The sequence below is a fragment of the Arthrobacter sp. K410C genome (assembly GCF_059090105.1).
In genome coordinates this window covers 26341-52261 of record NZ_JBNHFJ010000010.1, presented here as the reverse complement: position 1 = coordinate 52261, position 25921 = coordinate 26341, and the positions used below count along the sequence as shown (strand labels likewise).

Genomic DNA, 25921 nt, shown 5'->3' with positions numbered 1-25921 from the left:
CCCCACGTCCATGCTCGAAACCGGGGAAGCCTGGGTCTTGAATCCCTCGGAAGCTGGTTGTACTCTTAAACAACCAAAAGGTTGATAAAGCAGTTAGTTGATTAAGAGGCTGGTATGGACTCCGACAGCATGGCATTGGACTCGGCCTTTATGGCCCTGGCCGATCCTGTCCGGCGGAGCATCATTGCCCGGCTCAGCCGGGGCCCGGCCACCGTGAATGAGTTGGCGGAACCATTCGAAATTTCCAAGCAGGCAGTTTCGAAGCACATCCAGGTCCTCGAGCAGGCGCAGTTGGTCACCCGCACCAGGGAAGCCCAGCGCAGGCCCGTCCACCTGAATCCCGCACGGCTGGAGGCGCTCACCGCCTGGATCGACCAGTACAGGCTGGTCCGGGAGGGGCAGTTCCGCAGCCTGGATGCCGTGCTTCAATCCAGCGCCGGGCATGACGGCGCCAAGGCAAAGGACAAGAAATGACCAACGCACTGAAGCTCTCCGTTCCCGAAGGTGTGCCCTTCATCGACTACGAGCGCGAGTTCGATTTCCCTGTCGCGGACGTGTTCCGGGCCCACAAGGAGCCGGACCTGATTGTGCAGTGGCTCGGCCCGCGGGGCTACAAGATGGAGGTCGGCCACTACGACTTCCGGACCGGAGGCAGCTACAGCTACCTGCACACGGGACCGGAAGGTGTCCCGTATGAGTTCAAGGGCATCTTCCACACTGTGCGCGAGAACGAATTCGCCATCCAGACCTTCGAGTTCGGCGGATACCCGGACGTGGTCAGCCTGGAATTCATGACGTTCGAGGACCTCGGAAACGGCCGGACCCGGCTCCGTGGACACTCGGTCTACCCCAGCCAGGAAGCCCGGGACGGGATGGCCCAGTCCGGCATGGAGGGCGGAATGAGCGAGGGCTACGAGCGGCTCGATGAGTTGCTGAGCAGCGCCAAGGTATAAGGGGCACCAGAAGGGCGACGACGGGCGGCGCGTCACCGGGAAAGGCGCCGCCCGTCGTCGTACTGAAAACAAACGCGGGGCCCTCCACGGCCGCTCCGAAAAGTGGAACGGCCGGGGAGTGACCCCGCAGTGTCTGTAAGGAGAGCCTAGAGGGCTGCGTATACCTCGCGCAGCAGCTTGGCGGTCTCGGACGGCGTCTTGCCGACCTTCACGCCGGCAGCCTCGAGGGCTTCCTTCTTGGCCTGAGCGGTACCGGCGGAACCGGAGACGATGGCACCGGCGTGGCCCATGGTCTTGCCTTCAGGAGCGGTGAAGCCTGCCACGTAGCCGACAACCGGCTTGGTGACATTGGCCTTGATGAAGTCGGCGGCACGCTCTTCGGCGTCGCCACCGATCTCACCGATCATGACGATTGCCTTGGTCTCGGGGTCAGCCTCGAATGCGGCCAGGGCATCGATGTGCGTGGTGCCGATGACGGGGTCACCGCCGATGCCGATGGCGGTGGAGAAGCCAAGGTCGCGCAGTTCGTACATCATCTGGTAGGTCAGGGTGCCGGACTTGGAAACCAGGCCGATGGGGCCCTTGCCCGTGATGTTGGCGGGGGTGATGCCCACCAGAGCCTCGCCGGGAGTGATGATGCCGGGGCAGTTCGGTCCGATGATGCGGGTGACCTGGTTGCCGTCGGCGTCCACCTTGGACTGGGCAAGTGCCCAGAATTCGGCGGAGTCCTGGACCGGAACACCTTCGGTGATGACAACCACGAGGCCGATGCCGGCTTCGATGGCTTCCACAACGGCGTTCTTGGTGAAGGCCGGCGGAACGAACACGATGGAGACGTCGGCGCCGGTTTCCGCCATGGCTTCCTTAACGGTGCCGTAGACGTTGATTTCCTGGTCGCCGTGCAGCACCGTGGTGCCGGCCTTGCGGGCGTTGACGCCGCCAACAATGTTGGTTCCGGCCTTCAGCATCAGGGCGGTGTGCTTGGTGCCTTCGCCGCCGGTAATGCCCTGGACGATGACCTTGGAGTCCTTGTTCAGATAGATAGACATGGTGCGTCCCTTTACTTAGCTGCGTTGGCGAGCTCGGCGGCCTTGTCGGCGCCCTCGTCCATGGTGGCGGCCAGGGTAACCAGCGGGTGGTTGGCCTCGTTCAGGATGCGGCGGCCTTCCTCGACGTTGTTGCCGTCAAGGCGGACTACCAGCGGCTTGTTCGCGGTGTGGCCGAGCTCGGCCAGTGCGCCGACGATGCCCTTGGCCACGGCGTCGCAGGCGGTGATGCCGCCGAAGACGTTGACGAACACGGACTTGACCTGCTCATCGCCGAGGATGACGTCCAGGCCGGCAGCCATGACCTCGGCCGAGGCTCCGCCACCGATGTCCAGGAAGTTTGCGGGCTTGACGTTGCCGTGGTTTTCACCGGCGTACGCAACGACGTCGAGGGTGGACATCACGAGGCCGGCGCCGTTGCCGATGATGCCGACTTCGCCGTCGAGCTTGACGTAGTTGAGGTCCTGCGCCTTTGCCTTGGCCTCAAGGGGGTCGGCAGCGTCCTTGTCCTCCAGCAGCGCGTGCTTGGCGTGGCGGAACTCGGCGTTCTCATCGAGGGAGACCTTGCCGTCCAGGGCGATGATCTCGCCGGCGCCGGTCCGGACGAGCGGGTTAACCTCCACCAGGGTTGCGTCTTCCTTCTTGAAGACGTCCCAGAGCTTGAGGATGACGTCGGCCACCTTGCCGCACAGTTCCTCAGCGAAGCCGGCCGTGGCGACGATTTCGTCGGCCTTGGCCTGGTCGATGCCGACAGCGGGGTCGATGGCTACCTTGGCCAGCGCCTCCGGGCGTTCGACGGCGAGCTGCTCGATGTCCATGCCGCCTTCAACCGAGCACATGGCCAGGTAGTTGCGGTTGGCCCGGTCCAGCAGGACGGAGAAGTAGAATTCCTCGGCGATGTCCGCACCCTGGGCAATCATCACCTTTTTGACGGTGTGGCCCTTGATGTCCATGCCCAGGATGTTGGTGGCGTGCTCGAGTGCCTCGTCAGCGGACTTTGCGACCTTCACGCCGCCGGCCTTGCCGCGGCCGCCGATCTTGACCTGTGCCTTGACGACGGTGACGCCGCCAATCTTTTCGGCAGCTGCCTTTGCTTCTTCTGGGGTGTACGCCACGATGCCGGCCAGCACGGGTACACCGTGCGCCTCGAACATATCGCGCGCCTGGTATTCAAACAGGTCCACGGTTTAGTGTCCTTCTACGTCGAAGTAGTTTCTGTACAGTCGGACACCATCGATAGACGATGACCGGGCTGCGGATTGCACGCACCGGCGGCCTGTCTGGAAACGAGCCACGCGGCGTAATGCTCCTCTGGGAACTCTAGTCCTTAATGGGGACCGGCCCGTCCAAGACTACCGCTTATGTGAGTAAGGACACTATTCTATGAGGCGTAGAAAAACCGCGGATTTACGGGGTTTTTGGGGCCTCGGCCGGTGCCGGTGAGGCCACTCCCCCGGGCCCTGGAATCAGTTCGTAGCTCCCGGGTGACACGAAGAATCCGACGCCGGCAGACACGTTTCCGCATGCCACGCCGCCGTTGTAGGCCGAGCACCGCAGCCCGTTGCGTTCCAGGTTCTGCCCCTCGGCCAGGACCGGCAGCTGGGCCAGCGCACCTGTGCGGCTGCCCTTGGGCCCGTAGGTCGCCTCCATTTGTGTGACGCCGGACCGGCACTCCCCGTACCAGGCCTTGTCCGGCGTGAGTAGGGCAACACCGCCGAGATAACCGAGCCCGGTTCCGGCGCAGTCGTCCCTGACGTCGTCCGCGCCGGGCTTGGAGTAGGTTGCCAGTTCGCAGTGCGCAACCGGGACGATGGCAAACCTGTTGTTTGCCGAATCGCTGTAGCCGTTTGTTTCATACGGGAGGTTGATGTGCTCCCCCCGGGCGGACGTGAGGGAGCATGCCACAGTGCGGTCTTCGGTGATGAACGAGAGGATGTCCTCACCATTGGAAAAATCCTGGGGGTTGGCCAGGGCGGCCTGTTTCAGCTGGTCCATGGGCGCGGGCGGAGGCGGCGGCACGTAGCCGGGATCCTCAGTGGTGACAGTGCACCCGGTGGCAGCTGCCAGGAAAAGGGCGGCGAGAATCCCCCGAACAGTCCGTCGCATGGCCCCCATTATGCTTCATGACTGGGCGCTCCTGGATCCGCCCACGCTTTCTATAACTTATGCTGCGGCCTGGGCAGGATCGTGCCGGGCAAAGTCATGCTGCATCTGTTGCGCCCGGTTTTTCCACTTCGGATCGGACAGGATGGAACGCACGGCTGCTCGAATCTTCTCCGGCGATGGGGAGTCGGTCCGCAGGTCGATGCCGGCACCGGCAAAGTCCACGCGCGCGTTGACGTCGCTCTTGCCTTCATTGATCCCGGACACCACCAGCGGGACCCCCTTGGAGAGGGCCAACTGCACCCCGCCGAACCCGCCGTTGGTGACGAAGACGTCCGTGGACTCAAAGACGGTGGCGAAGTCCACATAGTCCCGGATATGGGTGTTCGGCTGCGGGTAGCGGTCGCGCAGCTCCCTGGTTTCCCTGCCGCCGGTGGCCACAATGACCAGGGCGTCCAGATCCTTGAGTGCCTCCAGCGCGGGCTTGATGAGCTTGTTCTGGTCGGCGTTATCCACGGTCCCCTGGGTGACCACAATTGTTGTGCCGTATCCCAGCGGCAACGGTTCCTGCTGCGTTGCATCGAGGCGCCGGTAGGGCAGGAGTGCCCCACGTAGTGGACCCGGGGATTGATGTTGCGGCGGGGGAAGTCCAGGGTGCTGGCGAATATTTTCTCCCCGTCAAAGCCGATGGCGCGGGGACCTTTGAGCTTGGCCCGTTCCGGATACAGCTCGAAGAGATTGTCGGCCCGGTGCTCAATCGCCCGTTCGAAGGGATAGTGGGAATTCCAAGTTCCGGCAGCTTCCCGCAAACACCGGGCCCGTGTACCAGCGGACGTCGTGGCCGCGCTCCTTCAGCTTCATGGCCACCCCCGTCATCGGGTTGAAGTGGCCGTCAATTGCCTGGCTCGCGAACAGGAAGTTCATGGTCCGACTCCGGCTTCGAGGTCGGTTGCTGGGGGAAGGGCGGAAGCGGGCAAGGGCCCGCTCCGCGGTTCCTGGGCGTTCCTAGGCGTCCAGCTTGGTCAGCGGCGCGTAGCGAAGCAGGAGCCGCTTCTCGCCGACGTCAAACTTCACCTTGGCCACGGTCTTGTCCCCGGCACCTTCCAGGGCAAGGACGGTCCCGTTGCCGAAGCTTGTGTGGTTCACCTTGTCCCCCACTGTGACGGCGATGATTTCCTTTTGCGGCTGCACCCGGTTCCGGGCGATGACCGCGGGAACGTCGGCGTCGAAGCCGGCAGCGGCACCTCGGGAGGTACCCGCGCCCCAGAAGGATCCGCTGTACTTGCCGGAGCCGATGGACCCGCCGCCGCTCCAGGCTGCCTGCCTGCTGGTGCCTTCCCGCTTCCACTCCAGGAGTTCGGCAGGAATTTCCTCGAGGAACTGGCTGGCGGGGTTGTACTGGCTCTGGCCCCACATGCTGCGGACCTCGGATCGGGTGACGTAGAGCCTCTTCCTGGCACGAGTGAGCCCCACGTATGCAAGCCTGCGTTCTTCGGCCAGTTCCTTGGGGTCCGTGGCCGAGCGCTGGTGCGGGAACAGTCCATGCTCCATGCCGGTCAGGAACACCACGGGGAATTCAAGTCCCTTAGCGGTGTGGAGCGTCATCAGGGTGACGACGCCCAGCCGTTTGGCCTCGGCCACCGCGGAATCGATGTCGGCGCCCGGGGCGTCCGGGATCTGGTCGGCGTCGGCCACCAGGGACACCTGCTCCAGGAACGCCTCCAGGGTCCCTTCCGGGTTGTCGCGCTCATATTCACGGACGACGGCCACGAGTTCCGCCAGGTTCTCCACCCGGGACTCATCCTGGGGATCGCTACTTGCCCGCAATGCCGCCAGGTAGCCGGTTTGCTCCAGGACCGCTTCGAGGGCGGCGGCGGCGCCGGAGCCGGCTGCCACCTCGGCGAGGTCGTCCAGCAGCTTCACGAAGCCAAGGACGGCGTTGACGGAGCGGGTGGCCATGCCCGGGGCCTGTTCGGCGCGGCGGGCGGCGGCCATGAACGAAATCCGTTCACGCTGGGCAAGGGCGGCGACCGCACCTTCGGCGCGGTCACCGATCCCCCGTTTGGGTTCGTTGAGGACACGTCGGAGGTTGACGTCGTCGTCGGGGTTGACCAGGACCCGGAGGTACGCGAGGGCGTCCTTGATTTCCTTGCGCTCGTAGAACCGGGTGCCGCCCACTACCTTGTACGGCAGGCCCACCCGGACCAGGACGTCCTCAATGGACCGGGACTGGGCATTGGTCCGGTAGAAGATGGCGACGTCACCCGGGCGCAGGTTGTCCTCGTCCTGGAGCCGGTCGATCTCCTTGGCGATGAACTGGGCTTCGTCGTGCTCGTTCTCGCCCACGTAGCCGATGATCTTGTGGCCTTCCCCCTCTGCGGTCCACAGCCGCTTTTCGGGGCGGTTCGGGTTGCGGGAGATGACCGAGTTCGCAGCACTGAGGATGTTCTGCGTGGAGCGGTAGTTCTGCTCCAGCTTGATGGTGCGGGCCTCGGGGTAGTCCTTCTCGAATTCGACGATGTTGCGGATGTCTGCACCACGGAAGGCGTAGATGGACTGGTCCGAGTCGCCCACCACGGTGAGCTCCGACGCCCCGGGTCCCTCCCCCACGATCTCGCGCACCAGGGCGTACTGCGCATGGTTGGTGTCCTGGTATTCGTCCACCAGGACGTGCCGGAACCGGCGGCGGTAGGACTCGGCGAGCGCCGGGAACGCGCGGAACATGAACACGGTCTCGGCGATGAGGTCATCAAAGTCCATGGCGTTGGCCTGGCGGAGCCGCTGCGTGTAGCCCTTGTAGACCTCGGCGACGGCCTGTTCGAAGGGATCGTTGTAGTTCGCGGCCGAGGCGTAGGAATCGGCGTCGATAAGCTCGTTCTTGAGCGCCGAGATCTTGTGCTGGATGGCCTTGGGGGCGAACTTCTTGGGGTCCAGGTCCAGCGCCTTGGACACCTGGGTGACCAGCCGCAGGGAATCCGCGGAATCGTAGATGGAGAAGTTGGACTTCAGGCCCACATTCGCAGCTTCCTGGCGCAGGATCCGCACACAGGACGAGTGGAACGTTGAAATCCACATGATCTTGGCGCGTCCGCCCACCAGCGCCTCGATGCGCTCCCGCATTTCCGCTGCGGCCTTGTTGGTGAACGTGATGGCCAGGATTTCACCGTGATGGGCACGGCCGGTGGCGATCAGGTAGGCAATACGGTTACTGAGGACGCGGGTCTTGCCGGACCCTGCACCGGCCACGATCAGCAGCGCGGAGCCGGCGTGCTTGACCGCTTCCTCCTGCTGCGGGTTGAGCCCCTCCAGGAGCTTGGCGGCGTCGAGCCGGGACTTGCCAGGGTGCTGCCCCGGGCCGCCACCGGGGTGCCCGCCGCTTGCCTCCCGGCCGCCGGCAGGAATCCCGGCGGGGACACTGCCGCCCGGACCGGCCGCCGTGGCGACGCCGTCCGGGCGCGCCTTGGTGCGGGCAGCAGCTGCGGGAGCGGCCTTGAACGGTCCGTCGGAGTACGGGTCAAACAACATATCCATGGTGCCTACAAGTCTAGGCGGTGGGACCGACACGCACTTCCGGCCTGTGGATTACGCCACGGAATCTACCGGCATTGCCCCGTCCCCCGGCTTAGGCCACCGAGCCTGACTTGAGGGCCGCACGCAACTCCCGCACCGCCGTCGTGCCTCCTGCCATGAACCATTCCAGGCCGTTGACCCGGACAGTGTCCACGGCGCCCCCGGCGGCACGCACGATGGCCTTGCCCGGCAGCCAGTCCCATTCGGGGCAGCTGTGCTGGAACCAGCAGCCGAGCTGCCCGTCCGCCACCCTGCCCAGATCGCAGGAGCCGGAACCCAGCATGCGCAGGGTTGCGGCGGAGGTTGCGGCGGCGTGCCAGGGCATGGCGCACATCGGATCCATCAGCCAGCGGGGATGGATGTACGTGGCGGCGCCGAGTTCGGCGACGGCCGTTCCGTTGCGTTCGCCGCGGTTGTCGTGGAATACCGTGAGCGGTTCGCCGTTGAGGGTGGCAGGGTGCGACCGTCCGCCCAGCCAGAGCTTGTCCTCCTCCGGCTGGTAGATGGCGCCGAGCAGCACGTCGGTTCCGTCCTTCAGCGCAATCGCCGAGCACCAGTACGTGGAGCCGTGCAGGAAGTTGTAGGTGCCGTCAACGGGGTCGATGACCCAGGTCCGGCCGCTACTGCCCTGTACGGAAGCGCCCTCTTCACCCAGGATGCCGTCCTCGGGCCGGCAGCGCTGCAGCTGCTCCAGCACGTAGGCCTCGGCGGCGTGGTCCGCGGCCGTCACCAGGTCCGAAATGGATGTCTTCTGCTGGGACTGCAGCCCTGCCATCCGCATCAGGAGCGCCAGCTGCCCGGCCTCCCGCACCAGGGCTGCTGCCAGCTGGTGGTCGTCCAACGAAGGGTCAAGTTCAACAGCGCTGTGCCGGCCAATGGTCATGGCTTCAGTGTATGGGGCGGAATAATGGTGCCATGGCCAAGACCCCTGCCCAGCGGATCAAGAAGCACGGCGCCAAGGCGGCCGTGCCGCAGCACCACCTGCCGCCGGTTATCAACCCGACTACCAGCCGGACACCTGAAAAAGCCCGGAGCAACAGCAACCTGATCCTGGTCGCCGGCGTCGTGGCCAGCCTGTTCCTGTTCTGGTACCTGCACCTGCTGACCCTGGACCAGCTCCGGCAGCTGACCGGCGGGCTGGCGATGCCGGACTCGCTCATCGGCGGCTTTGACCCGGCCTACATCGGCCAGCTCCAGGCGGTGATGGACGCTGATGCACGCGGCCAGCTCAACTACGTCCACAAGACCGCCGGCACGCTGTTTCCGCTGATCTTCGGCTTCACGTGGCTGCTGCTGATCGGCACCAACGTCGCCCGCAAGGCGCTCCGCTGGGCGCTGTGGGCGTTGCCGCTGCTGTTCGTGGTGGTGCGGCTCTGGGCCAACGTTGCCATTGACGGCGTGCTGGCTGCGGAAGCGCCCGACGCCGGGCAGGTGGCCCTGGCGTCCGGCCTCACCGTTGCCGGGTGGGTCCTTTTGGTCCTGAGCCTGCTTGCAGGCGCCGCAGCCGTGCTGCTGAAGGTGCGGGGCAGGACAGCCGTCAGCTGACGGCCGCTGCCGCCCGGACCTGCTTTCGGTGCCGGTGCACCCGCTGCGCAATCACCAGGCCCGCCGTCGCCATGCCCACGGTAACGGGGTAGCCCATGAGGCGCTCCAGCGTGCCGGGCTCGGGAATGTCCATCCGGGTCAGGCCGCCGGTGACCAACGCGGCCAGGGACACCCCGCCGCAGACCAGGATGAACCAGGCCATGGCCGATTTCCGCAGCCAGAGGATGCCGAGCACCAGCAACGCCGCGGCGCCGGCCAGGAAGTACATGACGGCACCGGTGAAGTGCCAGCCGGAGCCGGCGTCCTCGGGAACCAGCCCCACAATGACGGTGCCCGCCCCGGCGGTTCCGGTCAGGATCCGCACCCAGATGGCTGCCAGCCACGGCTTGCTGCGGCCCGGCTGGACGCGCGCACCCGCCCGCGCCGCCACGCACAGCAGGCCCGAGCTCAGCAGGATGGCGCCCAGCAGCATCCCCAAACCCTGGACCACAAAGGAGGCGTTCATCAGCCAGTTCAGCGGGGAACACACCTCCCGCCCGTCGAAGATGCCACAGTTCAGGGCACCCAGGTCGCTGATGTAGCCGGTCCGCAGGTCGTAGGGCCGGGGGCCTGCCCACGCCGCGATCACCGCAGCTTCGGCGGCAAAATACTGCAGCACGCTCAAAACCGACCACGCACCGATGTACTGCCGGGTGGACGCGGTATCCGGAATGAACGCCGCCGCTGGCGCCGTGGACGGTGCTGGACTCATGCCTTGAGCGTAGTACGGCCCGGCACCTTGTATGCTTGTAACCGTGTTCGAGCCGGTCCGCCGGTCACCGGATGCCAGCCCTCGTAGCTCAGTGGATAGAGCACGGCTCTCCTAAAGCCGGTGTCGTTGGTTCGAATCCAATCGAGGGCACTTGAACCCTGATCCCCGGGAGTTGAACCTCCGCGCCTACCTGCTCGGCACCGGCGGGCGCAGCCCCGCCGGCAGCACGGTGACGGGCGGCCTGTGGACGGTTGAACGTGAATTGCTGGACCGGGCCACCGGCACCCGCGGAACCTTCTCCGGCGTCGTACGTTTCGTCCCGGACGACGACGGCGGCCTGGCCTTCCGCGAAGAAGGCACCGTGCGCTGGCCCTCCTTCACCGGGCCCGCCTTCCGGGAGTACCTGCTGCGGCCCGCCGGGCAGCCCGACGCCCTGGACGTGTTCTTTCCCGACGGACGGCCCTTCCACCGGATGAGCTTCACCCCGCAAGCCAACCTGGACAACCACTGGTGCGATCCCGATACCTACCGCGTGGCCTACACCTTTGAAGGCCCTGACCGCTTCAGCTACAGCTGGGACGTGTCCGGCCCCCGCAAAGACCTGCTGCTGACATCGCATCTGGTCCGGGGCGTTGCCGCATGAAGGCCCGGATTGTGGTGTCCGCCGTCTGCGTATTCGATCCCTCCGGCCGGCTCCTGACCGTCCGCAAGCGGGGCACGGGCATGTTCATGCATCCCGGCGGCAAGCCGGAGGCCGGCGAATCAGCTGTCCAGGCGGCAGCCCGTGAGCTTGCGGAAGAGGTGGGCATCGTGATCGATCCGCAGGACCTGGAGCTGATGGGCGTCTGGATCGCGGACGCGGCGAACGAGGCCGCCACGGATATCGAAGCCACCGTGTTCCGCGCGCCCGGCACCTGGCATGCCCACCCGTCCGCAGAAATCGCCGAGATCCGCTGGCTGGACCTGGCTGCCCTCCACAGCGGGGAGGCCCTGCCTCCAGACCTGGCACCGCTGCTGACGGACCATATCCTTCCGGAACTGGCCGCGGCGCGGGACGCAGGCGCGTAGCCGGCGCCACGGCGGAAGGCTACAGCTCGGGAACCGCCTCCTGCGCCACGGCGGTCGCCTCCGCGAACTGGGTGCGGTACAGCTCCGCGTAGCGGCCGTCCGCGGCGAGCAGCTCGGTATGGGTGCCCCGCTCCACGATCCGACCGTCCTCCACCACCAGGATGGCGTCGGCGGCGCGGATGGTGGACAGCCGGTGGGCAATCACGACGGCGGTGCGCCCCTCGAGTGCGGCGCCCAGGGCTGCCTGCACGGCCGCCTCGTTGGTGGAGTCCAGGGCCGCGGTGGCTTCGTCCAGGATGACCACCCGGGGCTGGGCGATCAGCAGCCGGGCAATGGTGAGGCGTTGGCGCTCACCGCCCGAGAGCCGGTAGCCGCGCTCCCCCACCACGGTCTCCAGCCCGTCCGGCAGGGACCGGATCATCGTTTCCAGCCGCGCCCGCCGGATGACGTCCCACATGTCCTTCTCGGTGGCGTCGGGCCGGGCCAGGCGCAGGTTGGAGGCGATGGTCTCGTGGAAGAGGTGGCCGTCCTGGGTGACCATTCCCAGCGTGTCCCGGAGGGAGTCGAAGGTGGCATCCCGCAGGTCCAGGCCGGAGCCCGGCACGCTGCCGCCCAGCCGGATGGCACCGGAATCGACGTCGTACAGCCGGGCCAGCAGCTGGGCAATGGTGGACTTGCCGGCGCCGGAGGACCCGACCAGCGCCACCGTCTGCCCGGGTTCCACCCGGAAGCTGATTCCGTGCAGCACTTCCTCGCCGCCACGGGTGTCCAGGGTGGACACTTCCTCCAGCGAGGCCAGTGAGACCTTGTCCGCGGACGGGTAGGCGAAGCGGACGTCGTCGAACTCTACGGACACCGGGCCCGGCGGAACCGGAACGGCGCCGGGCTTCTGCTGGATCAGCGGCTGGAGGTCCAGGATCTCAAAAACGCGTTCAAAGCTGACCAGGGCGCTCATGATCTCCACCCTTGCGTTGGACAGCGCCGTCAGCGGAGCGTACAGCCGGGTGAGCAGCAGAGCCAGGACCACCACGTCGCCCGCGGCCAGCTGGCCGGTAATGGCAAACCAGCCGCCCAGTCCGTAGACCAACGCCAGGGCAAGGGCGGATACCAGGGTCAGTGCCGTCACGAAGGTGAACTGCAGCATGGCTGTCCGGATGCCGATGTCGCGGACCCGGCCGGCGCGGACGGCGAACTCCCGGGATTCGTCCGCGGGCCGGCCGAACAGCTTGACCAGCGTGGCGCCCGGGGCGGAGAAGCGTTCGGTCATCTGGGTGCCCATGGCCGCATTGTGTTCGGCCGCCTCACGGCGCAGGTCTGCCAGCTTGGATCCCATCCGCCGGGCGGGGACCAGGAACACGGGCAGCAGGAGCATGGCCAGGACCGTCACCTGCCACGAGGTCCCCAGCATGACCGCCAGGGTCAGGACCAGGGCCACCACGTTGCTGACCACGCCGGACAGGGTCCCGGCGAATGCCGACTGTGCTCCGATGACGTCATTGTTCAGGCGGCTGACAAGGGCGCCGGTCCGGGTGCGGGTGAAGAAGGCGATCGGCATTTTTTGCACATGGTCAAAGACGCGTGTGCGCAGGTCGAGGATCACGCCTTCGCCGATGGTGGAGGACAGCCAGCGGTTCACCAGGCCCAGGCCCGCTTCGGCAACGGCGACAACGGCGATCAGCAGGGCCAGCCGGATGACCTCGCCCTCGCTGGCGCGCGCCACGATGGCATCCACCACTTGGCCGGCCAGGACCGGGGTGGCCACGGCAAGGAAGGCCGTCGCAACGGACATGGCGATGAAGGCCAGCAGTTTGCCGCGGTGCGGCCGGGCAAAAGCCAGGACCCGCTTGAGGGTTTCCTTGGAGAACGGCTTGGATCCGCTCTTGGCCCTGACGAGGTTGTAAAGGGAACCCCGGGCAACCTGTTCCATGCTCATCGATACTGCTCCGCGGTCAAAAGTTGTTCCCTAACTGTCGGTCCTCATGCTGCTTGAGATGTGCTGCTCGGTGACCGTGCCGTTGTCCAGTTCCCAACGTACATCCAGCCGCACGTTCTCGAGCAGCCTGCGGTCGTGGGTCACCAGCAGGAGGGCGCCGTCGTAGCTGTCCAGGGCCTCTTCGAGCTGCTCGATGGCCGGCAGGTCGAGGTGGTTGGTGGGTTCATCCAGGACCAGCAGGTTCACGCCGCGCGCCTGAAGCAGGGCCAGCGCGGCCCGGGTGCGTTCCCCGGGCGAGAGGGAATCAACGGGCCGCCCGGTGTGGTCGGCCTTCAGGCCGAACTTGGCCAGCAGGGTGCGGACCTCCGCCGGGGTCATGTCGCCAAGGACTTCCCCGACGGCGTCAGCGAGGGCCAGGTGCCCCTGCAGCAGCCCGCGTGCCTGGTCAATCTCGCCAATGGCAACGGAGGCGCCCATGGACGCGCTGCCTGCGTCGGGCTCAACGGAACCGAGGAGGAGACGGAGCAGCGTGGACTTGCCTGCACCGTTGGGACCGGTGATGCCGATCCGCTCCCCCGCGTTCAGCTGCAGGTTGACCGGTCCCAAGGTAAACCCGCCCAGGCGGACCTCGGCCTCGCGGAGGGTGGCCACCACCGAACTTGACCGCGGGGCCTCGCCGATGGAGAACTGCAGCTGCCATTCCTTCCGCGGTTCCTCCACCGCATCCAGCCGCGCGATCCGGGATTCCATCTGCCGGACCTTCTGCGCCTGCTTTTCCGAGGACTCCGTGCTGGCCGCGCGGCGGATCTTGTCGTTGTCCGGGCTCTTCCGCATGGCGTTGCGGACGCCCTGGGAGCTCCACTCCCGCTGCGTCCGGGCACGGGACACCAGGTCCGCCTTCGTGGCGGCGAACTCCTCGTACTTCTCGCGGGCGTGGCGGCGCGCGACTGCACGTTCCTCCAGGTAGGCGTCATACCCGCCGTCGTACACCGAGACGGCGTTCTGTGCCTGGTCCAGCTCCACCACGGTGGTGACGCAGCGGGCCAGGAACTCGCGGTCGTGGCTGACCAGGACCACGCCGCCGCGCAGCCCCTTCACGAAGTCCTCCAGCCGGGCGAGCCCGGCCAGGTCCAGGTCGTTGGTGGGCTCGTCCAGGAGCACCACGTCGAACCGGCTCAGCAGCAGGGCAGCCAGCGCAACCCGGGCGGCCTGGCCGCCGGAAAGGCCGGTCATGGGGGCGTCTGCGCCCGCCTCCAGGCCAAGATCGGCAAGGACGGCAGGGATGCGGTCGTCTAGGTCGGCGGCGCCGGAGGCCATCCACCGGTCGAAAGCCCGGGCGTACGCATCGTCGGCGCCCGGCGCGCCGCTGCCTAATGCCTCTGCCGTGGATTCCATTTCAGCGGTGGCCTGTGCGCAGCCCGTACGGCGGGCGATGTAGCCGGCCACGGTCTCTCCCGGCACCCGCTCGTGCTCCTGGGGAAGCCAGCCCACAAACGCGTCCGCCGGAGCCAGGCTTACGGCCCCGGCCTGCGGCTGGTCCGCGCCGGCGAGGATCCGCAGCAGTGTTGTCTTGCCTGCCCCGTTGGCTCCAACCACTCCCACAACATCGCCGGGCGCGACGGTCAGGGAAAGTCCTGCGAAGAGCTGGCGGTGGTCATGCCCGCCCGCGATGTTCTTGGCAACGAGGGTTGCAGTCATTGGTCCATCCTTTCACCGGTACAGCCCGGTTTTCTGCCGGACCAGGGCCGGCGCCGCCGTGCGGAATACCGGGGATCCCGGACGCAGGGCATGAAAGAACCCGCTGGTCCGGACTTGGGGGGTGTACGGACCAACGGGCTCGACCATCAAGCATAGTCGAAACAGCATCGGCGGTAAAATCGGCCGAATTGGCGGCACGCTAAAATTGATTCACCGTCCGTTCTGCAGAGAGCACCCCATGACCCTTCCTGCCAAGGCGTTCCAGCGCTGGCTGCAAGGCATCGCCCCCGATGCCAGCACCGCAGACGTCTGCAGGGTCTCCGGGATCAAAAGGACAACGCTCGCCCAGCAGCTGGTCAGGGGCAAGGTCTCCGTGACCACCGTGGTCAGCATCGCCCGGGCCTTCAACGTCAATCCCGTGGCCGCATTGGCGTATTTCGAAGACTTCCGTGAACTGGCCGGCCCGCTCCCGCCGCCCACGCGCTGTGAGCTGATCAGCCAAATCTCCACCCCGGACCTGCTGCAGGCGGCGCTGGCGCGCCCCGCTATGGATCCCTCCGGAAACCCAAGACCGCAGCCGCCGGCCCTTAGCCCCGCCCCGCACCCCACCTCGGTGAAGAACTGGGTTGACGCCATAGACGACGGCGAGGTGCGGCACCGCGTCTCGGCTGCCACCGGGGTGGCACCCCAGAACTACTCCGCCCAGCTGACTGCCAACCGGCTCTCCCCGGAACTTGCCCTTGCAACGTCGCGGGCGGCCGGAGTGGGACCCACAGGGGGCCTGGTGGCCACAGGGCTGGTCACGGAGGAAGAGGCAGGCTGGCCGCCGGGTGCGCGCCAGGCGGCCCTGGACAGCATGTCCGACGGCGACCTGGCCACCCTTGCCGGTGACAGGCTCCAGGCGCTGGGCAAGGTATTGCGGCGCCAGGAGCAGGACCAAGCACAGACAGAAAAGATCTGGGAGAACCTGGGATGATTGAAGTCCTGCAATGGACCACGCTGGCAGTCTGCGGCCTTACCGCCATAGCGCGGATACCCAGCCTGCTGCGGGGTGAGAACCGGTCGCCCTTCTACATCTTCGCCCTGATGACCCTTGCCATCCTGCTGAGCATCGAGGCGCCCTATGTGCTTATCGACCAGGCACTGGGCGGGATCAACTTGGCCAACCTCCTGCTGCGGTTCGTCATCTTCGCCACCATCTTCCTCCTGGGCATCCGCGTCACCAAGGGATTTGGTGCCGAGGGCGCTTACCGGCTGGTCACCGGAAGGGCCGGCATGATGGTGCTGCTGGTCATTTCCGTGGTGATGGTAGCCGTGTTCTTCCTCATGGATACCGCCGGATCGTCGGCAGGGCTCATGGGCCCGGCCTGGCGGGACGCCCGCAACGCTGTCCTGGTGGAGTACTACGGGGCGGCGGGCCGGGCCTACCCGTCCTATGTTTCGCTGGTGCTGTTGCCTGCCATGGTCCGTGCCGTGCGCAGCCGTCTGCCCATCCTCATACGAATAGCGGCCGGGCTCCTGGCACTGGGCGGAGTTGCCATCGCCCTGTCACTGCTGTTCCCATTCATCCCCCGCTCCTGGGACGCCATAGAGTTCGTCGTGAACTACACGGCGGTGCTGTGCTTCGTGATCGGGCTCGCCCTGATTTGGGCCGCAAGGGTGAAAAGCGGAAGGAGCATCGGCAGGCAAAGGACATCTACCGAAAAGTAACAAGGCAGCTTTCACAAATTCATTAGAATATGAAACAATCATGAATGTGTGAAGGTGGGGCCGAGCGGCGTTTACGAACGGGGATAAATTCTTGAACGCCTCCTGTCCCGGGGGCCTTTGCACACATTGGGGGGATGAGTGGTGGCGGCCGTTGGGGACCGCCCCCACTCAGCCTATTTAAGGCCTGTTTCCCGCGAAGTTTTTGGGCAGATATTGCGCCCTCAGAGGCCCTGAAGTCGCCATATCTGGCCAAAAACTCTTACCCGCGGGCGAACCTCAGCGTGACCAGCTGGAACGGGCGGAGCTGCAGGGCAGCAACGCCGGCCCCGGCTTCCACTCCCGGCGCCTGGACATCGCGCTCCAGCAGGTCCACGGCGCGGACAGCCGCTGCCGCGAAATTGGCAGTGACGCGCCCGGCGGAGCGCTGCCCCAACGATTCGTACAGCCTGACGATCACATCGCCGGAGCCATCCTCGGCAAGCTTGACGGCTTCGATCACCAGGGCCGGGTTGGTTACAGCGAACAACGGCTCAACCGGCGCGGCCCCATGGACTATCCGGGGTGCGAGGTTGGTGCGGTAGCCCTCCTGGACAGCCTCGGCAATGCCGGCGCCGGGCCGGATGGTGACCGTCAGGTCGTGAAGCCCGCGGTCCGACTCCGGGTCCGGGAACTTGGGCGCCCGCAGCAGGGACAGGCGCACGGTGGTGGTGGTGCCGCCGTCGGACTCCCGGATGCTCCGGGCCACGTCGTGGCCGTAGGTGGACGCGTTGGAGACCGCCACCCCGTAGCCGGGTTCGGCAACGTGGATCCACCGGTGCGCGCAGATCTCGAATTTCGCTGCCTCCCAGGACGTGTTGGTGTGGGTGGGCCGGAAAACGTGCCCGAACTGCGTCTCGGCAGCCGAGCGGTCTGCCCGGACGTCCAGGGCGAACCCCAGCTTCAGCAGCTTCTCCCGTTCCTGCCAGTCCACGGCGGTGGTGATGGACAGCGAGGGGCTGCCCGGCTCGAGCGCTATCCGCTGGGTGATCGCAGAGGCCCCGGCCAGCCGTTCCACCACCACGATGGCGGTTCCGCCCTCCCTTTCCAGCCGGACCGATTCCGCGCTGGTCAGTGCAGTGACATTGCGCCGGTAGAACTCGTCGATGTCCCAGGCATCCCACTCATTGGGGGTATCCCGGTGCAGCTCCAGCAGGTTGCCGTACTGGTCCGGGGCAATGGCTTCCCGGCCGCTGGCATAATCCCGCAGGGACGTCAGGAGGCCTTTTCCATCCAGCACCGCGCGGATAACCCCGTTGTCCAGGACGTATCCGCCCGCTTCGGCCGTTGCGCTGACGGCTTCGGAATGAATGCCCGGCTCTGCCGCCGCCAGGGCGGGCACGCCGTCCCTGGCATGCGGTGCGGCATTGAGGAGGAACTTCCGTTCCCCCGCACCCAGCACCGCGGAAGCGGCCTGGCCGATCAGTGCTTCCAGCCCGGCTTCGATCGCCTGGTAGTTGCGCTCCGCATCCTGGTGGACCCAGGCGATGGAGCTGCCGGGAAGGATGTCGTGGAACTGCTGCAGGAGCACCAGCCGCCACAGGCGCTTGAGCTCGGCTGCCGGGTAGGCATAGGCGCCGTCCGTCCGGACCGCTGCCGTGGCGCACCACAGTTCGGCCTCCCGCAACAGGTGCTCGCTGCGCCGGTTGCCCTTCTTGGTCCGGGCCTGGCTGGTGTACGTTCCGCGGTGCAGCTCAAGGTACATCTCACCCACCCAGACGGGCAGCGAGGTGTAGTCCTGTTCGGCCTGCCGGAAGAAACTCTCCGCAGACCCGATCCGCACCTTCGGCGAGCCCTCGAGGTCCGCGGTGCGGGCCGCCGCAGCAAGCATCTCCCGGGTAGGTCCGCCGCCGCCGTCGCCAAAGCCGAACGGCACCAGTGACACTGTTCCCCTGCCGTGGTCCCGGTAGTTCCGTTCGGCGTGGGCCAGCTCCCGCCCGCTGAGTTCGGAGTTGTAGGTGTCCACCGGCGGGAAGTGCGTGAAAAGCCGGGTGCCGTCGATGCCCTCCCAGTTGAAGGTGTGGTGCGGCATCCGGTTGGTCTGGTTCCAGGAGATCTTCTGGGTAAGGAACCAGCGGCTGCCCGCGGACTTTACAATCTGCGGAAGGGCTGCAGAGTACCCGAACGAATCCGGCAGCCACGCTTCCCGGCATTCGATGCCGAACTCCGACAGGAAGAAGCTCTTGCCCTCCAAGAACTGGCGGGCCATTGCCTCGCCGCCGGGCATGTTGGTGTCCGATTCCACCCACATGCCGCCCACGGGCACGAACTGGCCGGAACTGACCTTTTCGCGGATCCTGCTGAAGAGTTCCGGGTAGAACTCCTTGATCCACGCCAGCTGCTGTGCGGATGAGCAGGAGAAGACGAAGTCCGGGTTGTCGTCCATCAGGGACACAACATTGGAAAAGGTCCGCGCGCATTTGCGCATGGTTTCCCTGACCGGCCACAGCCAGGCGGAATCGATGTGGGCATGGCCGGTGGCAACCAGTTGGTGGGCGGATGCGTAGGCGGGCCTGGCCAGGACGCCGGCGAGGGCTTCGCGGCCGGCCGCCGCCGTTCCGGCAACATTATCCGGGTCCATGACGTCCATCATGCGTTCAAGGGCGCGGAGGATTTCGTGCCGGCGGGGAAGCTCCAGCGGCAGTTGCTCCATCAGTCCCGCGAGGGTCCAGACGTCCTGCTGGAGCTCCCACACAGTCTGGTTCAGTTCAGCGATCGCAATGGTCCCCAGCCGGTATTGCGGCGCCGTTCCGGCAGTGGACTTGTCCCCATAGGGTGTTGCGGCAAAGGTCCAGCCCTGGGCAACGTCAGGATTGGCGGCGGCTTCCACATAGAAGTCCACTGCCATGCCGCCACCCAGCAGCTTCAACGGGATGTACTGGTTGCGCGGGGAGACGGCCTTGATGATAGTTCCGTCCGGCCGCCAGGCAATGCCCTCGCACTGGAAACCCGGCGTCTCGATGGTGAAGCCCAGGTCCACCACCACTTCCACCGTGGTGTCCGGCTCGGTGCCCCATGACTCAGGGACCTCACCCTGGAGTCGAAGCCACTTGGTGCCCCACGGTTTGCCCCAGGCAGCACCATGCTCCTGCGGGAGGAATTCCTGCCGCATGGCCTCCAGCGCAGGGACCGGCTCATCCGGCACATCCCAGCTGCTCAAGGCAAGGGGAAGGCTCCGGCCGTAGACGGAAGGGGTGATGCGCTCACGCACGAACCTCTCGAGGCGGACTTCCGTTATCCGGCGGTCGTCATGCAATGTGTGCCTTCTTTAGAGTTTGGAAGTGGACCATGGTGTCCATTCGATGGACAAATCTACCCGCTAGTAGCCTCTTATCCAACCCCTCCAGAATGATCCGTGGCCATCTGCAGCCGCCTCAGGACGCCGGCACTTCCGCCGCCGGCCTGAGCACCCGGGCATCGCCGGCGTATACGTTGAGGCTGGTTCCCCGGCTGAAGCCCGCCAGCGTCAGGCCGCTCGCCTCCGCAAGTTCCACCGCCAGGCTGGATGGCGCGCTGACCGCGGAGAGTACAGGGATTCCCGCCAGGGCAGCTTTCTGCACCAGTTCAAAGGATGCCCGGCCGGAGACCTGCAGCACTGTGCCGCGCAGTGGAAGGAGGCCTTCGCGCAGGGCCCAGCCAACCACCTTGTCCACGGCGTTGTGCCGCCCCACGTCCTCACGGAGGCACAGAAGCTGGACCCCGCCGTCGTCCGCAATCCTGAACAGCCCGGCCGCGTGCACTCCCCCGGTTTCCTCAAAGACGCGCTGGGATTCCCGCAGCAGCGCCGGCAGCGACGCAAGCACGTGGGCGTCCACGGTGACCGGATCGTCCTGGGGGCTGTAGTGCGAGGATTTCCGGACCGAGTCGATGGAGTCAGTACCGCAGATACCGCAGGAACTGGAGGTGTAGACGTTGCGTCCCGTGTCCGGGAGGGGAACGTCGGGCCGCAGCTGGGCTTCCACCACGTTGAAGGTCTGCATGCCGTTTTCGTCCTCGCCGGCGCAGAACCGGAGGGACACCAGCTGGTCGGCACTCCAGATGACGCCCTCGGACACCAGGAATCCCGCCACCAGGTCAAAGTCGTCGCCGGGAGTACGCATGGTGACGGAGAAGGACATCCGTCCCAGCCGGATTTCCAGCGGTTCCTCCACCGCCAGGACGTCTTCCCGGTGCCGGACCGGAAACTCGAGGGCCTTTGGCGAGCCGTCCAGCAGATACTTGTGCACCTTGCGGCGCTGGGTTACGCGTCCCATGCTTCCTGCCTGTTCATAACTCAATCATTGCAACCGCAGTGCCCCCGCTCAACTGGAGTGCAGTGTTGCCCTTAACGTCCTGCGGGAACTCTTTCGGTCGGGGGGAATACTGCCTAGCCAAGCAGGGCGCTCCAGTCCACCGGGCCGGCAGGAGCCGGCTTACCCGCGGCCCGGCCAGCCCGGCTGCTCTTCGGCTTCGCTTTGGCGGGGGTGTCCGCCGGCTCGGGAATGGGCGGACCCCACGGCAGCGCAAAAGCCGGTACGGGCTCCCCCAACTGCACCCCATGCGGCGGCACCACCATGACGCCGTCAGCGAAAGCCAGTCCCCGCATCATTCCCGGACCCGTGTGCTGGGCCGGCGACGCCATGCCGTACAGGAGGCGGAAGGGCATCAGCCGCGTCCGCCCGGGGTCGGGTTCGATCACTGTGCCGGACGGAACCTGCTGCACGGCCGGCATGGCTCCGTGGCCCAGCGCAGCGAGCAACGGAGCACCTACGGTGCACAGCGCCATCATCGCGGCCAGCGGATTGCCCGGCAGCCCCAGCACGAACCGGCCGTCCGGCAGCTCAGCCAGCACGGCGGGATGCCCGGGCCGCATGGCCACGCCATCCACCAGGAGCCGCCCGCCCAGTTCGGCCACCGCCCTGCGCAGGTGGTCAGTACCGGAGCGGCCGGTCCCGCCTGTGGTAATCACGACGTCGGCGGGCAGGTCCGGCACGCCCGGCACCTCCGGGACCACATCCTCCAGGGCGGCGAGCCATTCCTGGTAGGAGTCACCGATCTTTTGCTGGCCGCCGGCGATGCCGCCCAGCATCGTGACCACCGCAGGAAGCTGCGGGCCGAACGTGTCCCGCACCTTGCCCGGAACGGGAAGTCCCTGCGCCACCACCTCGGAGCCTGTCAGCAGGAGCCGCACCAGCGGTTTGCCCTGGACACGCAGCTCGTCATACCCAGCGAGGGCAGCGAGGGCCAGATGGGCCGGATTCAGCTCCACTCCGGCAGCGACCAGGAGGTCACCCTCCATGGCTTCCTCGCCCGCCTTCCGGATATGCTGCCCCATCCGGGGCTCGCCGGGGCGGGCATTGCCGCCCGTTGTCAGGATCGGCAGACCGTCGTCGTCTTTGCCCAGCACGGCATTCTCGCTGCGAAGGACGGCCTTGCCTCCGGGGGGTATCAGGCCGCCTGTCACGATCGGGCTGGCCTGGTGCGGCGCCAGCCTTGTCCCCGGTTCCGCCGGAATCCAGGGCCCTGTCCCGTTGACTACCCACCCGTCCATCGCGGAGGACGCATAGTGGGGCATGTCCTGCAGTGCCACAATGTCCTGGTCCAGCCTGCGTCCAAGGGCCAGGCCGAGCGCTACGGGCCCGGCAGGGATCGGCGTTGCGGCATCAAAAGCGGCCTGCCGGGCTTCTTCCCAGGTGTGGGCGAGATGGTGATGCGCGTCCTGCCCTTCGGCTTCGCCGGCTTCTGAGGGGGCCTCCTCCGTCATTCGCCGGGAGTCCCGGCAGCTTCAGCATCGTAGTCGGCGGCCAGGGAGCGGGCTACGGCGAGGGCCGAGTCCATGGAGGCGGCGTCTGTTGCCCGGCCTGCCCCTGAGGCGAGGCCGGCGGCGTAGCCTGCAATGAAAGTGGTCAGCGGGGCGGCCGGGCGCACCACGGAGTGGGCAGCCACTCCGGCGAGCGAGAGAATGGCATTGACATCCACCTGGACGTCTTCGAGTTCATAGGCCTGGAGCAGTGACCTGCACCATTCCTCCAGCGTCTCTTCCTGGCTTTTCACGAACTGCCTCCCAAGTTAACTGCGGCTGCGCCGGCCCTGGTCATCGTCCTGGTGGCCGGCGGAAAATCCCTAGCGCGGCAGCATCGTCCCACGTATCCACATCAGCTGTTGAGGCGGCGGATACGGTGACAAGCTGCACGTCCAGACTAGCAAGGAGGGAGCGGACAGAGCCGTTGATTAAGGCTCCCCTGGCGGCGAGCTCGTGCACGGCTTTTTTTAGCCCGGCCGTGCGGTAAAAACCCGCCAGCGGCTGGGCTCTGCCTTGGGGAGTGCCATCGTCAGATGCGGCCATAACCACGTCGGGCCTGCCGGCACCGCCGCCAGCCAGTTCCGCTGCCAGCGCAGAGGAGAGCCGGGCCACGGCGTCCGACACCAACGGCATGTCGCAGGCCAGCACCAGCGTGTACTCCGCTTCGCTGCCAGCCCTTGACAGCACCTCCAGCCCGGCAGCAATGGCGGCGGCGGGGCCTGCAAACTCTGGCTGCTCCCGGCAGGACAAAACGCCCTCCGGCAGGCGCCCAGGATCGGGACCGACCACCACAGTCCGGCGGGCACCGGACGCCGCATCAAGGGATCGTTCCAGCAAGGTGGCACCGCGGAAAAGCAGGTGCTGTTTCGGTACTCCGCCCAGCCGGGAGGACCGGCCTCCGGCGAGGATCAGGGCATCGAAATGCGGCATTGGCTCTTGCACCGTTCCAGCCTAGCCAGCGGCAGGCAGGGACGCACAAACAGGGAAGGACCGCTCAGGCAGCGCGCTCGGGCAGCAGGAAGGGGTCCCACGCGGGGGTGGGCTTCTCCAGCTCCTTGATCTGCCAGATGGTGCCGCGCGGAGGCTCCGGAACGATGCGCAGTTTCCAGCCCATTTCCGCGGGCGTATGGTCACCCTTGGCGTTGTTGCAGCGGAGGCAGGCAGCCACGAGGTTTTCCCAGGAGTCGGCTCCGCCGCGTGATTTTGGGTGGACATGGTCGATCGTGTGCGCAGCCTTGCCGCAGTAGGCACACTTGTGCCCGTCCCGTCTCAGCACACCCCGCCGGCTGACGGCGGTGGCCTGGTTGTAGCGCGGGCGGATGTAGCGGTTGAGGAGGATCACCGAGGGACGGCCCAGTATTTCCTGTGGACCCACCACGGGGTCGTCCCCTTCGGCCACCACGCTCGCCTTGCCCGTGAGCACAAGCACCAGCGCCCGGCGGAAAGTGACAACCGCCAGCGGTTCATATCCAGCATTCAGAACGAGAGTGCGCATGCACGTACCTCTTCACGGCCGCACCCGTCAGGGGCACGAGGGCCGGCTGCCCTCGGCATGTCCGGGCTATGGATCGACACCACAAGAGTAAACACAGAAGCGCACTATCAGCTAATCGCCCTCGGGAAGGCATTTGATCCGTCCGCTGGCAGGCCGTCTCCTGGAGCCCTCCGCACGGACCGGCCGCAGGCCCCGCCTGCTTCCCTTAAAAGGGAAAGGACCCCTGCTTTGTGGGCAGGGGTCCTTCCTCCATCGCCGGCCGTCGGGGGCGCCGGCCGGGGACGCGGGGACTAGTTGACGCGGATGAAAACCGGGCCGGAGCCAACGTTGGCGCTGAAGACCACCGTCTGGTTGCCGTTGTAGCCGCCGTGGACCGCCTGGCCGTTGCCTGCGTAGACAGCAATGTGCGCCATGCCGGCGCCGCCGTCAGCGTAGTAGATCAGGTCGCCGGGCTGGGCTTCGGCAGCGCTCACCGTGCGGCCCAGTGACAGGTAGCCTGCAGGCCAGTCGTGGAAGTTGATGCCAACGGCCGCCAGGGAGTTGGTCACCAGCATGGTGCAGTCCTGCATGACACCCAGCTGGGCGTAGGCGGCGGACAGGATGGCTGCACCCTTGCCGCTGGCGGAAGCGGGCGCGGCAGGAGCAGACGCAGCAGAAACCTTGGCGGTGACCTTCGGAGCGGGAGCGGTCTGGGCAGCCGGGGCAGGGGCCGCCGGCGCGGCTTCCTCTACCTCAACCTCCGGCTCTTCCACGACCACGGGCGCCGGCGTGGTGGTCACGGCAGGCTTCTCGTAGGTGATGGCGATGGTGGAAGCAGCGGAGATGGGAGCTTCGATGGCCGATTCAACTTCCAGGGCGGACGCCGGAGCGGAGTCCCGCTGGATGTTGGCGTCGGCAGCGTTGGCGGCGACGCCGCTGGTCAGCACCAAGCCGGAGGCGGCAGCGATCACGGCGGCCTGGCGACCTACGCCGCCGGCGTTGTCGCCCACAGCCTTGGCAATGACGGCGATCGAGCTGGTTTTGGTGACCTCGGCACGGTGCCGTGCGGTAGCACGAGTAGTCATCAGTTCTCTCTTTCGATTACCTCGGGGCCTGTGGGCAACCCGAGAGTTTTGGACGCGCCGGCATCTTGGGGGTACGTCGGAGCGCCCCGAACGGGGATGGTGGTTTAGCGAAAAAGTGCGGGCAAAGAAATAGTTCCCGGGGCCGAAGCCCCAAGAACTATTAGCCTGCGAGGGTGAAGAAGGAGGAGGTGCCGGTAGCGGCGACGGAGTGCAGCAGAGTGCCCTGGGAGGGGTTGAGTGCGCTGATCATCATGCCGTTGCCGACGTAGATGCCGACGTGTGCGCCGCCGTTCTGCATCACCAGGTCACCCGGCTGGGGGGTGGAGGTGGGGGTCATGGCGGTCCATGCGTTCACGCGCGGGATGCTGATGCCGGCCTGGGCGTAAACCCACTGGGTGAAGCCCGAGCAATCCCAACCGGAGGTGGGGCTGGTGCCACCCCAGACGTAGGGGCTGCCAATGCCGGTGTAGGCGATGGCCGCGAGGCCGGTGGTGGCCGCAGAAGCGGCGGTCGCAACAACCTTTTCTGCCGCGGTTGACTGGGCGGAAGTGGCGGTTTCGTCCTCGTCGTCGGAGGTTGACTGCACGGTCACGCGTTCAACAACGGGGGCGGCGACGGTGGTGACCACCGGGCGCTCGAAGGAAACGGTGGCGGTAGGTGCTGCGGTGACTGCAAGTGCTGTCTGCGCGGAACCGGACTCGGTGGAAGCGGAGACACCGGCGGTGGTGTCCGCGGTGGCCGGCAGACCCATGGCAAGGACAAGGCCGGAAGCGGCTGCAACAACAGCAGCCTGGCGACCCACTGTCCCGGCGTTGGCACTAACAGCTTTGGACACGGCGTCCAAAGGGTTGGTACGGACCGGTTGCGCACGGTGGCGCGCAGAATTATGGCGTGAAGACACGAAGGTAGCCTCTCCCAATGCCTGCGAGGTGAGCTGTCGGATTCGGATGGGAGTCACCCGGCCGCGCCGCTTCAAGGAAGCTTTGCGACTTAACCCCAAGGCCTTCCGTGAAGAAGGCCAAAATTGGTTCCCCCGCCCCTGCCAGACGATGAAATGCGAACGGACCTTGAGCGGTGGCAGAGTTAGGCAATCCGCACAAGAGCGTCAACTTCGGAAAAGTTGACGCGAGTTAGACGGTACAGGAGTTTTGACTGAATGTCACATTC

Annotated in this window: 25 protein-coding genes, 1 tRNA gene and 1 riboswitch; of the genes, 8 read left to right on the top strand and 18 right to left on the bottom strand. The window is 66.4% G+C overall.

The features are described from left to right. The first annotated feature begins 114 nt into the window (after positions 1-114). Both AC5RU7_RS14590 and AC5RU7_RS14585 read left to right on the top strand, forming a co-directional pair. Positions 115-474 (top strand): ArsR/SmtB family transcription factor, encoded by a 360-nt coding sequence (locus AC5RU7_RS14590; RefSeq protein ID WP_494011681.1) that lies wholly within the window; start codon positions 115-117, stop codon positions 472-474. Beyond that, complete coding sequence (locus AC5RU7_RS14585) at positions 471-953, top strand: SRPBCC family protein (RefSeq protein ID WP_494052833.1); 483 nt, start codon at positions 471-473, stop codon at positions 951-953. The genes AC5RU7_RS14590 and AC5RU7_RS14585 overlap by 4 nt, the downstream gene beginning before the upstream one ends. Positions 954-1099: 146 nt before the next feature. Here AC5RU7_RS14585 and sucD read toward each other — a convergent pair whose 3' ends face one another. The 7 genes from sucD to AC5RU7_RS14550 form a co-directional block, all read right to left on the bottom strand. Then, positions 1100-2002 (bottom strand): succinate--CoA ligase subunit alpha, encoded by a 903-nt coding sequence (gene sucD, locus AC5RU7_RS14580; RefSeq protein WP_494011683.1) that lies wholly within the window; start codon positions 2000-2002, stop codon positions 1100-1102. A gap of 11 nt (positions 2003-2013) precedes the next feature. Then, complete coding sequence (gene sucC, locus AC5RU7_RS14575) at positions 2014-3183, bottom strand: ADP-forming succinate--CoA ligase subunit beta (protein WP_494052832.1); 1170 nt, start codon at positions 3181-3183, stop codon at positions 2014-2016. A gap of 223 nt (positions 3184-3406) precedes the next feature. Beyond that, the gene (locus AC5RU7_RS14570; RefSeq protein WP_494052831.1) at positions 3407-4114 is read right to left on the bottom strand and encodes a hypothetical protein; all 708 of its coding nucleotides are present in this window, start codon (positions 4112-4114) and stop codon (positions 3407-3409) included. Positions 4115-4162: 48 nt separating this feature from the next. Further along, positions 4163-4636, bottom strand: a complete 474-nt coding sequence (locus tag AC5RU7_RS14565; protein ID WP_494052830.1) for a glycosyltransferase — start codon at positions 4634-4636, stop codon at positions 4163-4165. 219 nt (positions 4637-4855) lie between these two features. Then, complete coding sequence (locus AC5RU7_RS14560; RefSeq protein WP_494052829.1) at positions 4856-5026, bottom strand: hypothetical protein; 171 nt, start codon at positions 5024-5026, stop codon at positions 4856-4858. An 81-nt stretch (positions 5027-5107) separates the two neighbouring features. Continuing rightward, positions 5108-7627, bottom strand: a complete 2520-nt coding sequence (gene pcrA, locus AC5RU7_RS14555; RefSeq protein WP_494052909.1) for a DNA helicase PcrA — start codon at positions 7625-7627, stop codon at positions 5108-5110. Positions 7628-7724: 97 nt separating this feature from the next. Next, the gene (locus AC5RU7_RS14550; protein ID WP_494052828.1) at positions 7725-8555 is read right to left on the bottom strand and encodes an inositol monophosphatase family protein; all 831 of its coding nucleotides are present in this window, start codon (positions 8553-8555) and stop codon (positions 7725-7727) included. Between the two features lie 32 nt (positions 8556-8587). Between AC5RU7_RS14550 and AC5RU7_RS14545 the strand changes: the two genes are divergently transcribed. Then, entirely contained in the window at positions 8588-9217 is a 630-nt protein-coding gene (locus tag AC5RU7_RS14545) for a hypothetical protein (RefSeq protein WP_494052827.1), read from the top strand. Here AC5RU7_RS14545 and AC5RU7_RS14540 read toward each other — a convergent pair. Further along, positions 9210-9968 (bottom strand): DUF998 domain-containing protein, encoded by a 759-nt coding sequence (locus AC5RU7_RS14540; protein WP_494052826.1) that lies wholly within the window; start codon positions 9966-9968, stop codon positions 9210-9212. The genes AC5RU7_RS14545 and AC5RU7_RS14540 overlap by 8 nt on opposite strands. A 77-nt stretch (positions 9969-10045) precedes the next feature. On the opposite strand from AC5RU7_RS14540, the gene AC5RU7_RS14535 reads away from it, so the two are divergent. The 3 genes from AC5RU7_RS14535 to AC5RU7_RS14525 all read left to right on the top strand — a co-directional run bounded on the left by AC5RU7_RS14535 (position 10046) and on the right by AC5RU7_RS14525 (position 11036). Then, a tRNA-Arg gene (locus tag AC5RU7_RS14535) sits at positions 10046-10118 on the top strand. A 1-nt stretch (position 10119) separates the two neighbouring features. After that, positions 10120-10611 carry a DUF6314 family protein gene (locus AC5RU7_RS14530; RefSeq protein ID WP_494052825.1) on the top strand — a complete coding sequence of 164 codons (492 nt, stop codon included), beginning with the start codon at positions 10120-10122 and terminating at the stop codon, positions 10609-10611. Next, entirely contained in the window at positions 10608-11036 is a 429-nt protein-coding gene (locus AC5RU7_RS14525) for an NUDIX hydrolase (RefSeq protein WP_494052824.1), read from the top strand. Before AC5RU7_RS14530 ends, AC5RU7_RS14525 begins: the two co-directional genes overlap by 4 nt. Before the next feature lie 19 nt (positions 11037-11055). Here AC5RU7_RS14525 and AC5RU7_RS14520 read toward each other — a convergent pair whose 3' ends face one another. Both AC5RU7_RS14520 and abc-f read right to left on the bottom strand, forming a co-directional pair. Further along, positions 11056-12969, bottom strand: coding sequence for an ABC transporter ATP-binding protein (locus AC5RU7_RS14520; RefSeq protein WP_494052823.1), 1914 nt, complete (start codon positions 12967-12969; stop codon positions 11056-11058). A 30-nt stretch (positions 12970-12999) separates the two neighbouring features. Next, positions 13000-14667, bottom strand: a complete 1668-nt coding sequence (abc-f, locus tag AC5RU7_RS14515; RefSeq protein ID WP_494052822.1) for a ribosomal protection-like ABC-F family protein — start codon at positions 14665-14667, stop codon at positions 13000-13002. A gap of 238 nt (positions 14668-14905) precedes the next feature. On the opposite strand from abc-f, the gene AC5RU7_RS14510 reads away from it, so the two are divergent. After that, positions 14906-15643, top strand: a complete 738-nt coding sequence (locus AC5RU7_RS14510) for a hypothetical protein (protein ID WP_494052821.1) — start codon at positions 14906-14908, stop codon at positions 15641-15643. Then, positions 15640-16377, top strand: coding sequence for a hypothetical protein (locus AC5RU7_RS14505; RefSeq protein ID WP_494052820.1), 738 nt, complete (start codon positions 15640-15642; stop codon positions 16375-16377). The genes AC5RU7_RS14510 and AC5RU7_RS14505 overlap by 4 nt, the downstream gene beginning before the upstream one ends. Positions 16378-16636: 259 nt before the next feature. Here the strand turns inward: AC5RU7_RS14505 and AC5RU7_RS14500 are convergent, their stop codons facing one another. The 8 genes from AC5RU7_RS14500 to AC5RU7_RS14465 all read right to left on the bottom strand — a co-directional run bounded on the left by AC5RU7_RS14500 (position 16637) and on the right by AC5RU7_RS14465 (position 25589). Continuing rightward, positions 16637-19669 carry an alpha-mannosidase gene (locus AC5RU7_RS14500; protein WP_494052819.1) on the bottom strand — a complete coding sequence of 1011 codons (3033 nt, stop codon included), beginning with the start codon at positions 19667-19669 and terminating at the stop codon, positions 16637-16639. A gap of 118 nt (positions 19670-19787) precedes the next feature. Next, positions 19788-20666 (bottom strand): formate dehydrogenase accessory sulfurtransferase FdhD, encoded by an 879-nt coding sequence (fdhD, locus tag AC5RU7_RS14495; protein ID WP_494011698.1) that lies wholly within the window; start codon positions 20664-20666, stop codon positions 19788-19790. 113 nt (positions 20667-20779) lie between these two features. Further along, a complete protein-coding gene (locus AC5RU7_RS14490; RefSeq protein ID WP_494052818.1) occupies positions 20780-22156 on the bottom strand; it encodes a molybdopterin molybdotransferase MoeA in 1377 nt (458 codons plus the stop codon). Continuing rightward, entirely contained in the window at positions 22153-22446 is a 294-nt protein-coding gene (locus AC5RU7_RS14485; protein ID WP_165976987.1) for a DUF6457 domain-containing protein, read from the bottom strand. The genes AC5RU7_RS14490 and AC5RU7_RS14485 overlap by 4 nt, the downstream gene beginning before the upstream one ends. Positions 22447-22486: 40 nt before the next feature. Then, positions 22487-23137 carry a molybdenum cofactor guanylyltransferase gene (gene mobA, locus AC5RU7_RS14480; protein ID WP_494052817.1) on the bottom strand — a complete coding sequence of 217 codons (651 nt, stop codon included), beginning with the start codon at positions 23135-23137 and terminating at the stop codon, positions 22487-22489. 52 nt (positions 23138-23189) lie between these two features. Beyond that, a complete protein-coding gene (locus tag AC5RU7_RS14475; protein ID WP_494052816.1) occupies positions 23190-23690 on the bottom strand; it encodes an HNH endonuclease in 501 nt (166 codons plus the stop codon). Positions 23691-23980: 290 nt separating this feature from the next. Next, positions 23981-24754 (bottom strand): NlpC/P60 family protein, encoded by a 774-nt coding sequence (locus AC5RU7_RS14470; RefSeq protein ID WP_494052815.1) that lies wholly within the window; start codon positions 24752-24754, stop codon positions 23981-23983. A 160-nt stretch (positions 24755-24914) separates the two neighbouring features. Then, positions 24915-25589, bottom strand: coding sequence for a C40 family peptidase (locus AC5RU7_RS14465; RefSeq protein ID WP_494052814.1), 675 nt, complete (start codon positions 25587-25589; stop codon positions 24915-24917). 70 nt (positions 25590-25659) lie between these two features. After that, a riboswitch (cyclic di-AMP (ydaO/yuaA leader) is annotated at positions 25660-25838 on the bottom strand. Positions 25839-25921 lie beyond the last annotated feature (83 nt).

Coding starts and splice junctions, on each gene's coding strand:
- AC5RU7_RS14590 (WP_494011681.1), top strand. CDS start 115: ATGGACTCCGACAGCATGGCATTGGACTCGGCCTTTATGGCCCTGGCC.
- AC5RU7_RS14585 (WP_494052833.1), top strand. CDS start 471: ATGACCAACGCACTGAAGCTCTCCGTTCCCGAAGGTGTGCCCTTCATC.
- sucD (WP_494011683.1), bottom strand. CDS start 2,002: ATGTCTATCTATCTGAACAAGGACTCCAAGGTCATCGTCCAGGGCATT.
- AC5RU7_RS14570 (WP_494052831.1), bottom strand. CDS start 4,114: ATGGGGGCCATGCGACGGACTGTTCGGGGGATTCTCGCCGCCCTTTTC.
- AC5RU7_RS14560 (WP_494052829.1), bottom strand. CDS start 5,026: ATGAACTTCCTGTTCGCGAGCCAGGCAATTGACGGCCACTTCAACCCG.
- pcrA (WP_494052909.1), bottom strand. CDS start 7,627: ATGTTGTTTGACCCGTACTCCGACGGACCGTTCAAGGCCGCTCCCGCA.
- AC5RU7_RS14550 (WP_494052828.1), bottom strand. CDS start 8,555: ATGACCATTGGCCGGCACAGCGCTGTTGAACTTGACCCTTCGTTGGAC.
- AC5RU7_RS14545 (WP_494052827.1), top strand. CDS start 8,588: ATGGCCAAGACCCCTGCCCAGCGGATCAAGAAGCACGGCGCCAAGGCG.
- AC5RU7_RS14540 (WP_494052826.1), bottom strand. CDS start 9,968: ATGAGTCCAGCACCGTCCACGGCGCCAGCGGCGGCGTTCATTCCGGAT.
- AC5RU7_RS14525 (WP_494052824.1), top strand. CDS start 10,608: ATGAAGGCCCGGATTGTGGTGTCCGCCGTCTGCGTATTCGATCCCTCC.
- AC5RU7_RS14520 (WP_494052823.1), bottom strand. CDS start 12,969: ATGAGCATGGAACAGGTTGCCCGGGGTTCCCTTTACAACCTCGTCAGG.
- abc-f (WP_494052822.1), bottom strand. CDS start 14,667: ATGACTGCAACCCTCGTTGCCAAGAACATCGCGGGCGGGCATGACCAC.
- AC5RU7_RS14510 (WP_494052821.1), top strand. CDS start 14,906: ATGACCCTTCCTGCCAAGGCGTTCCAGCGCTGGCTGCAAGGCATCGCC.
- AC5RU7_RS14505 (WP_494052820.1), top strand. CDS start 15,640: ATGATTGAAGTCCTGCAATGGACCACGCTGGCAGTCTGCGGCCTTACC.
- fdhD (WP_494011698.1), bottom strand. CDS start 20,666: ATGGGACGCGTAACCCAGCGCCGCAAGGTGCACAAGTATCTGCTGGAC.
- AC5RU7_RS14490 (WP_494052818.1), bottom strand. CDS start 22,156: ATGACGGAGGAGGCCCCCTCAGAAGCCGGCGAAGCCGAAGGGCAGGAC.
- AC5RU7_RS14475 (WP_494052816.1), bottom strand. CDS start 23,690: ATGCGCACTCTCGTTCTGAATGCTGGATATGAACCGCTGGCGGTTGTC.
- AC5RU7_RS14470 (WP_494052815.1), bottom strand. CDS start 24,754: ATGACTACTCGTGCTACCGCACGGCACCGTGCCGAGGTCACCAAAACC.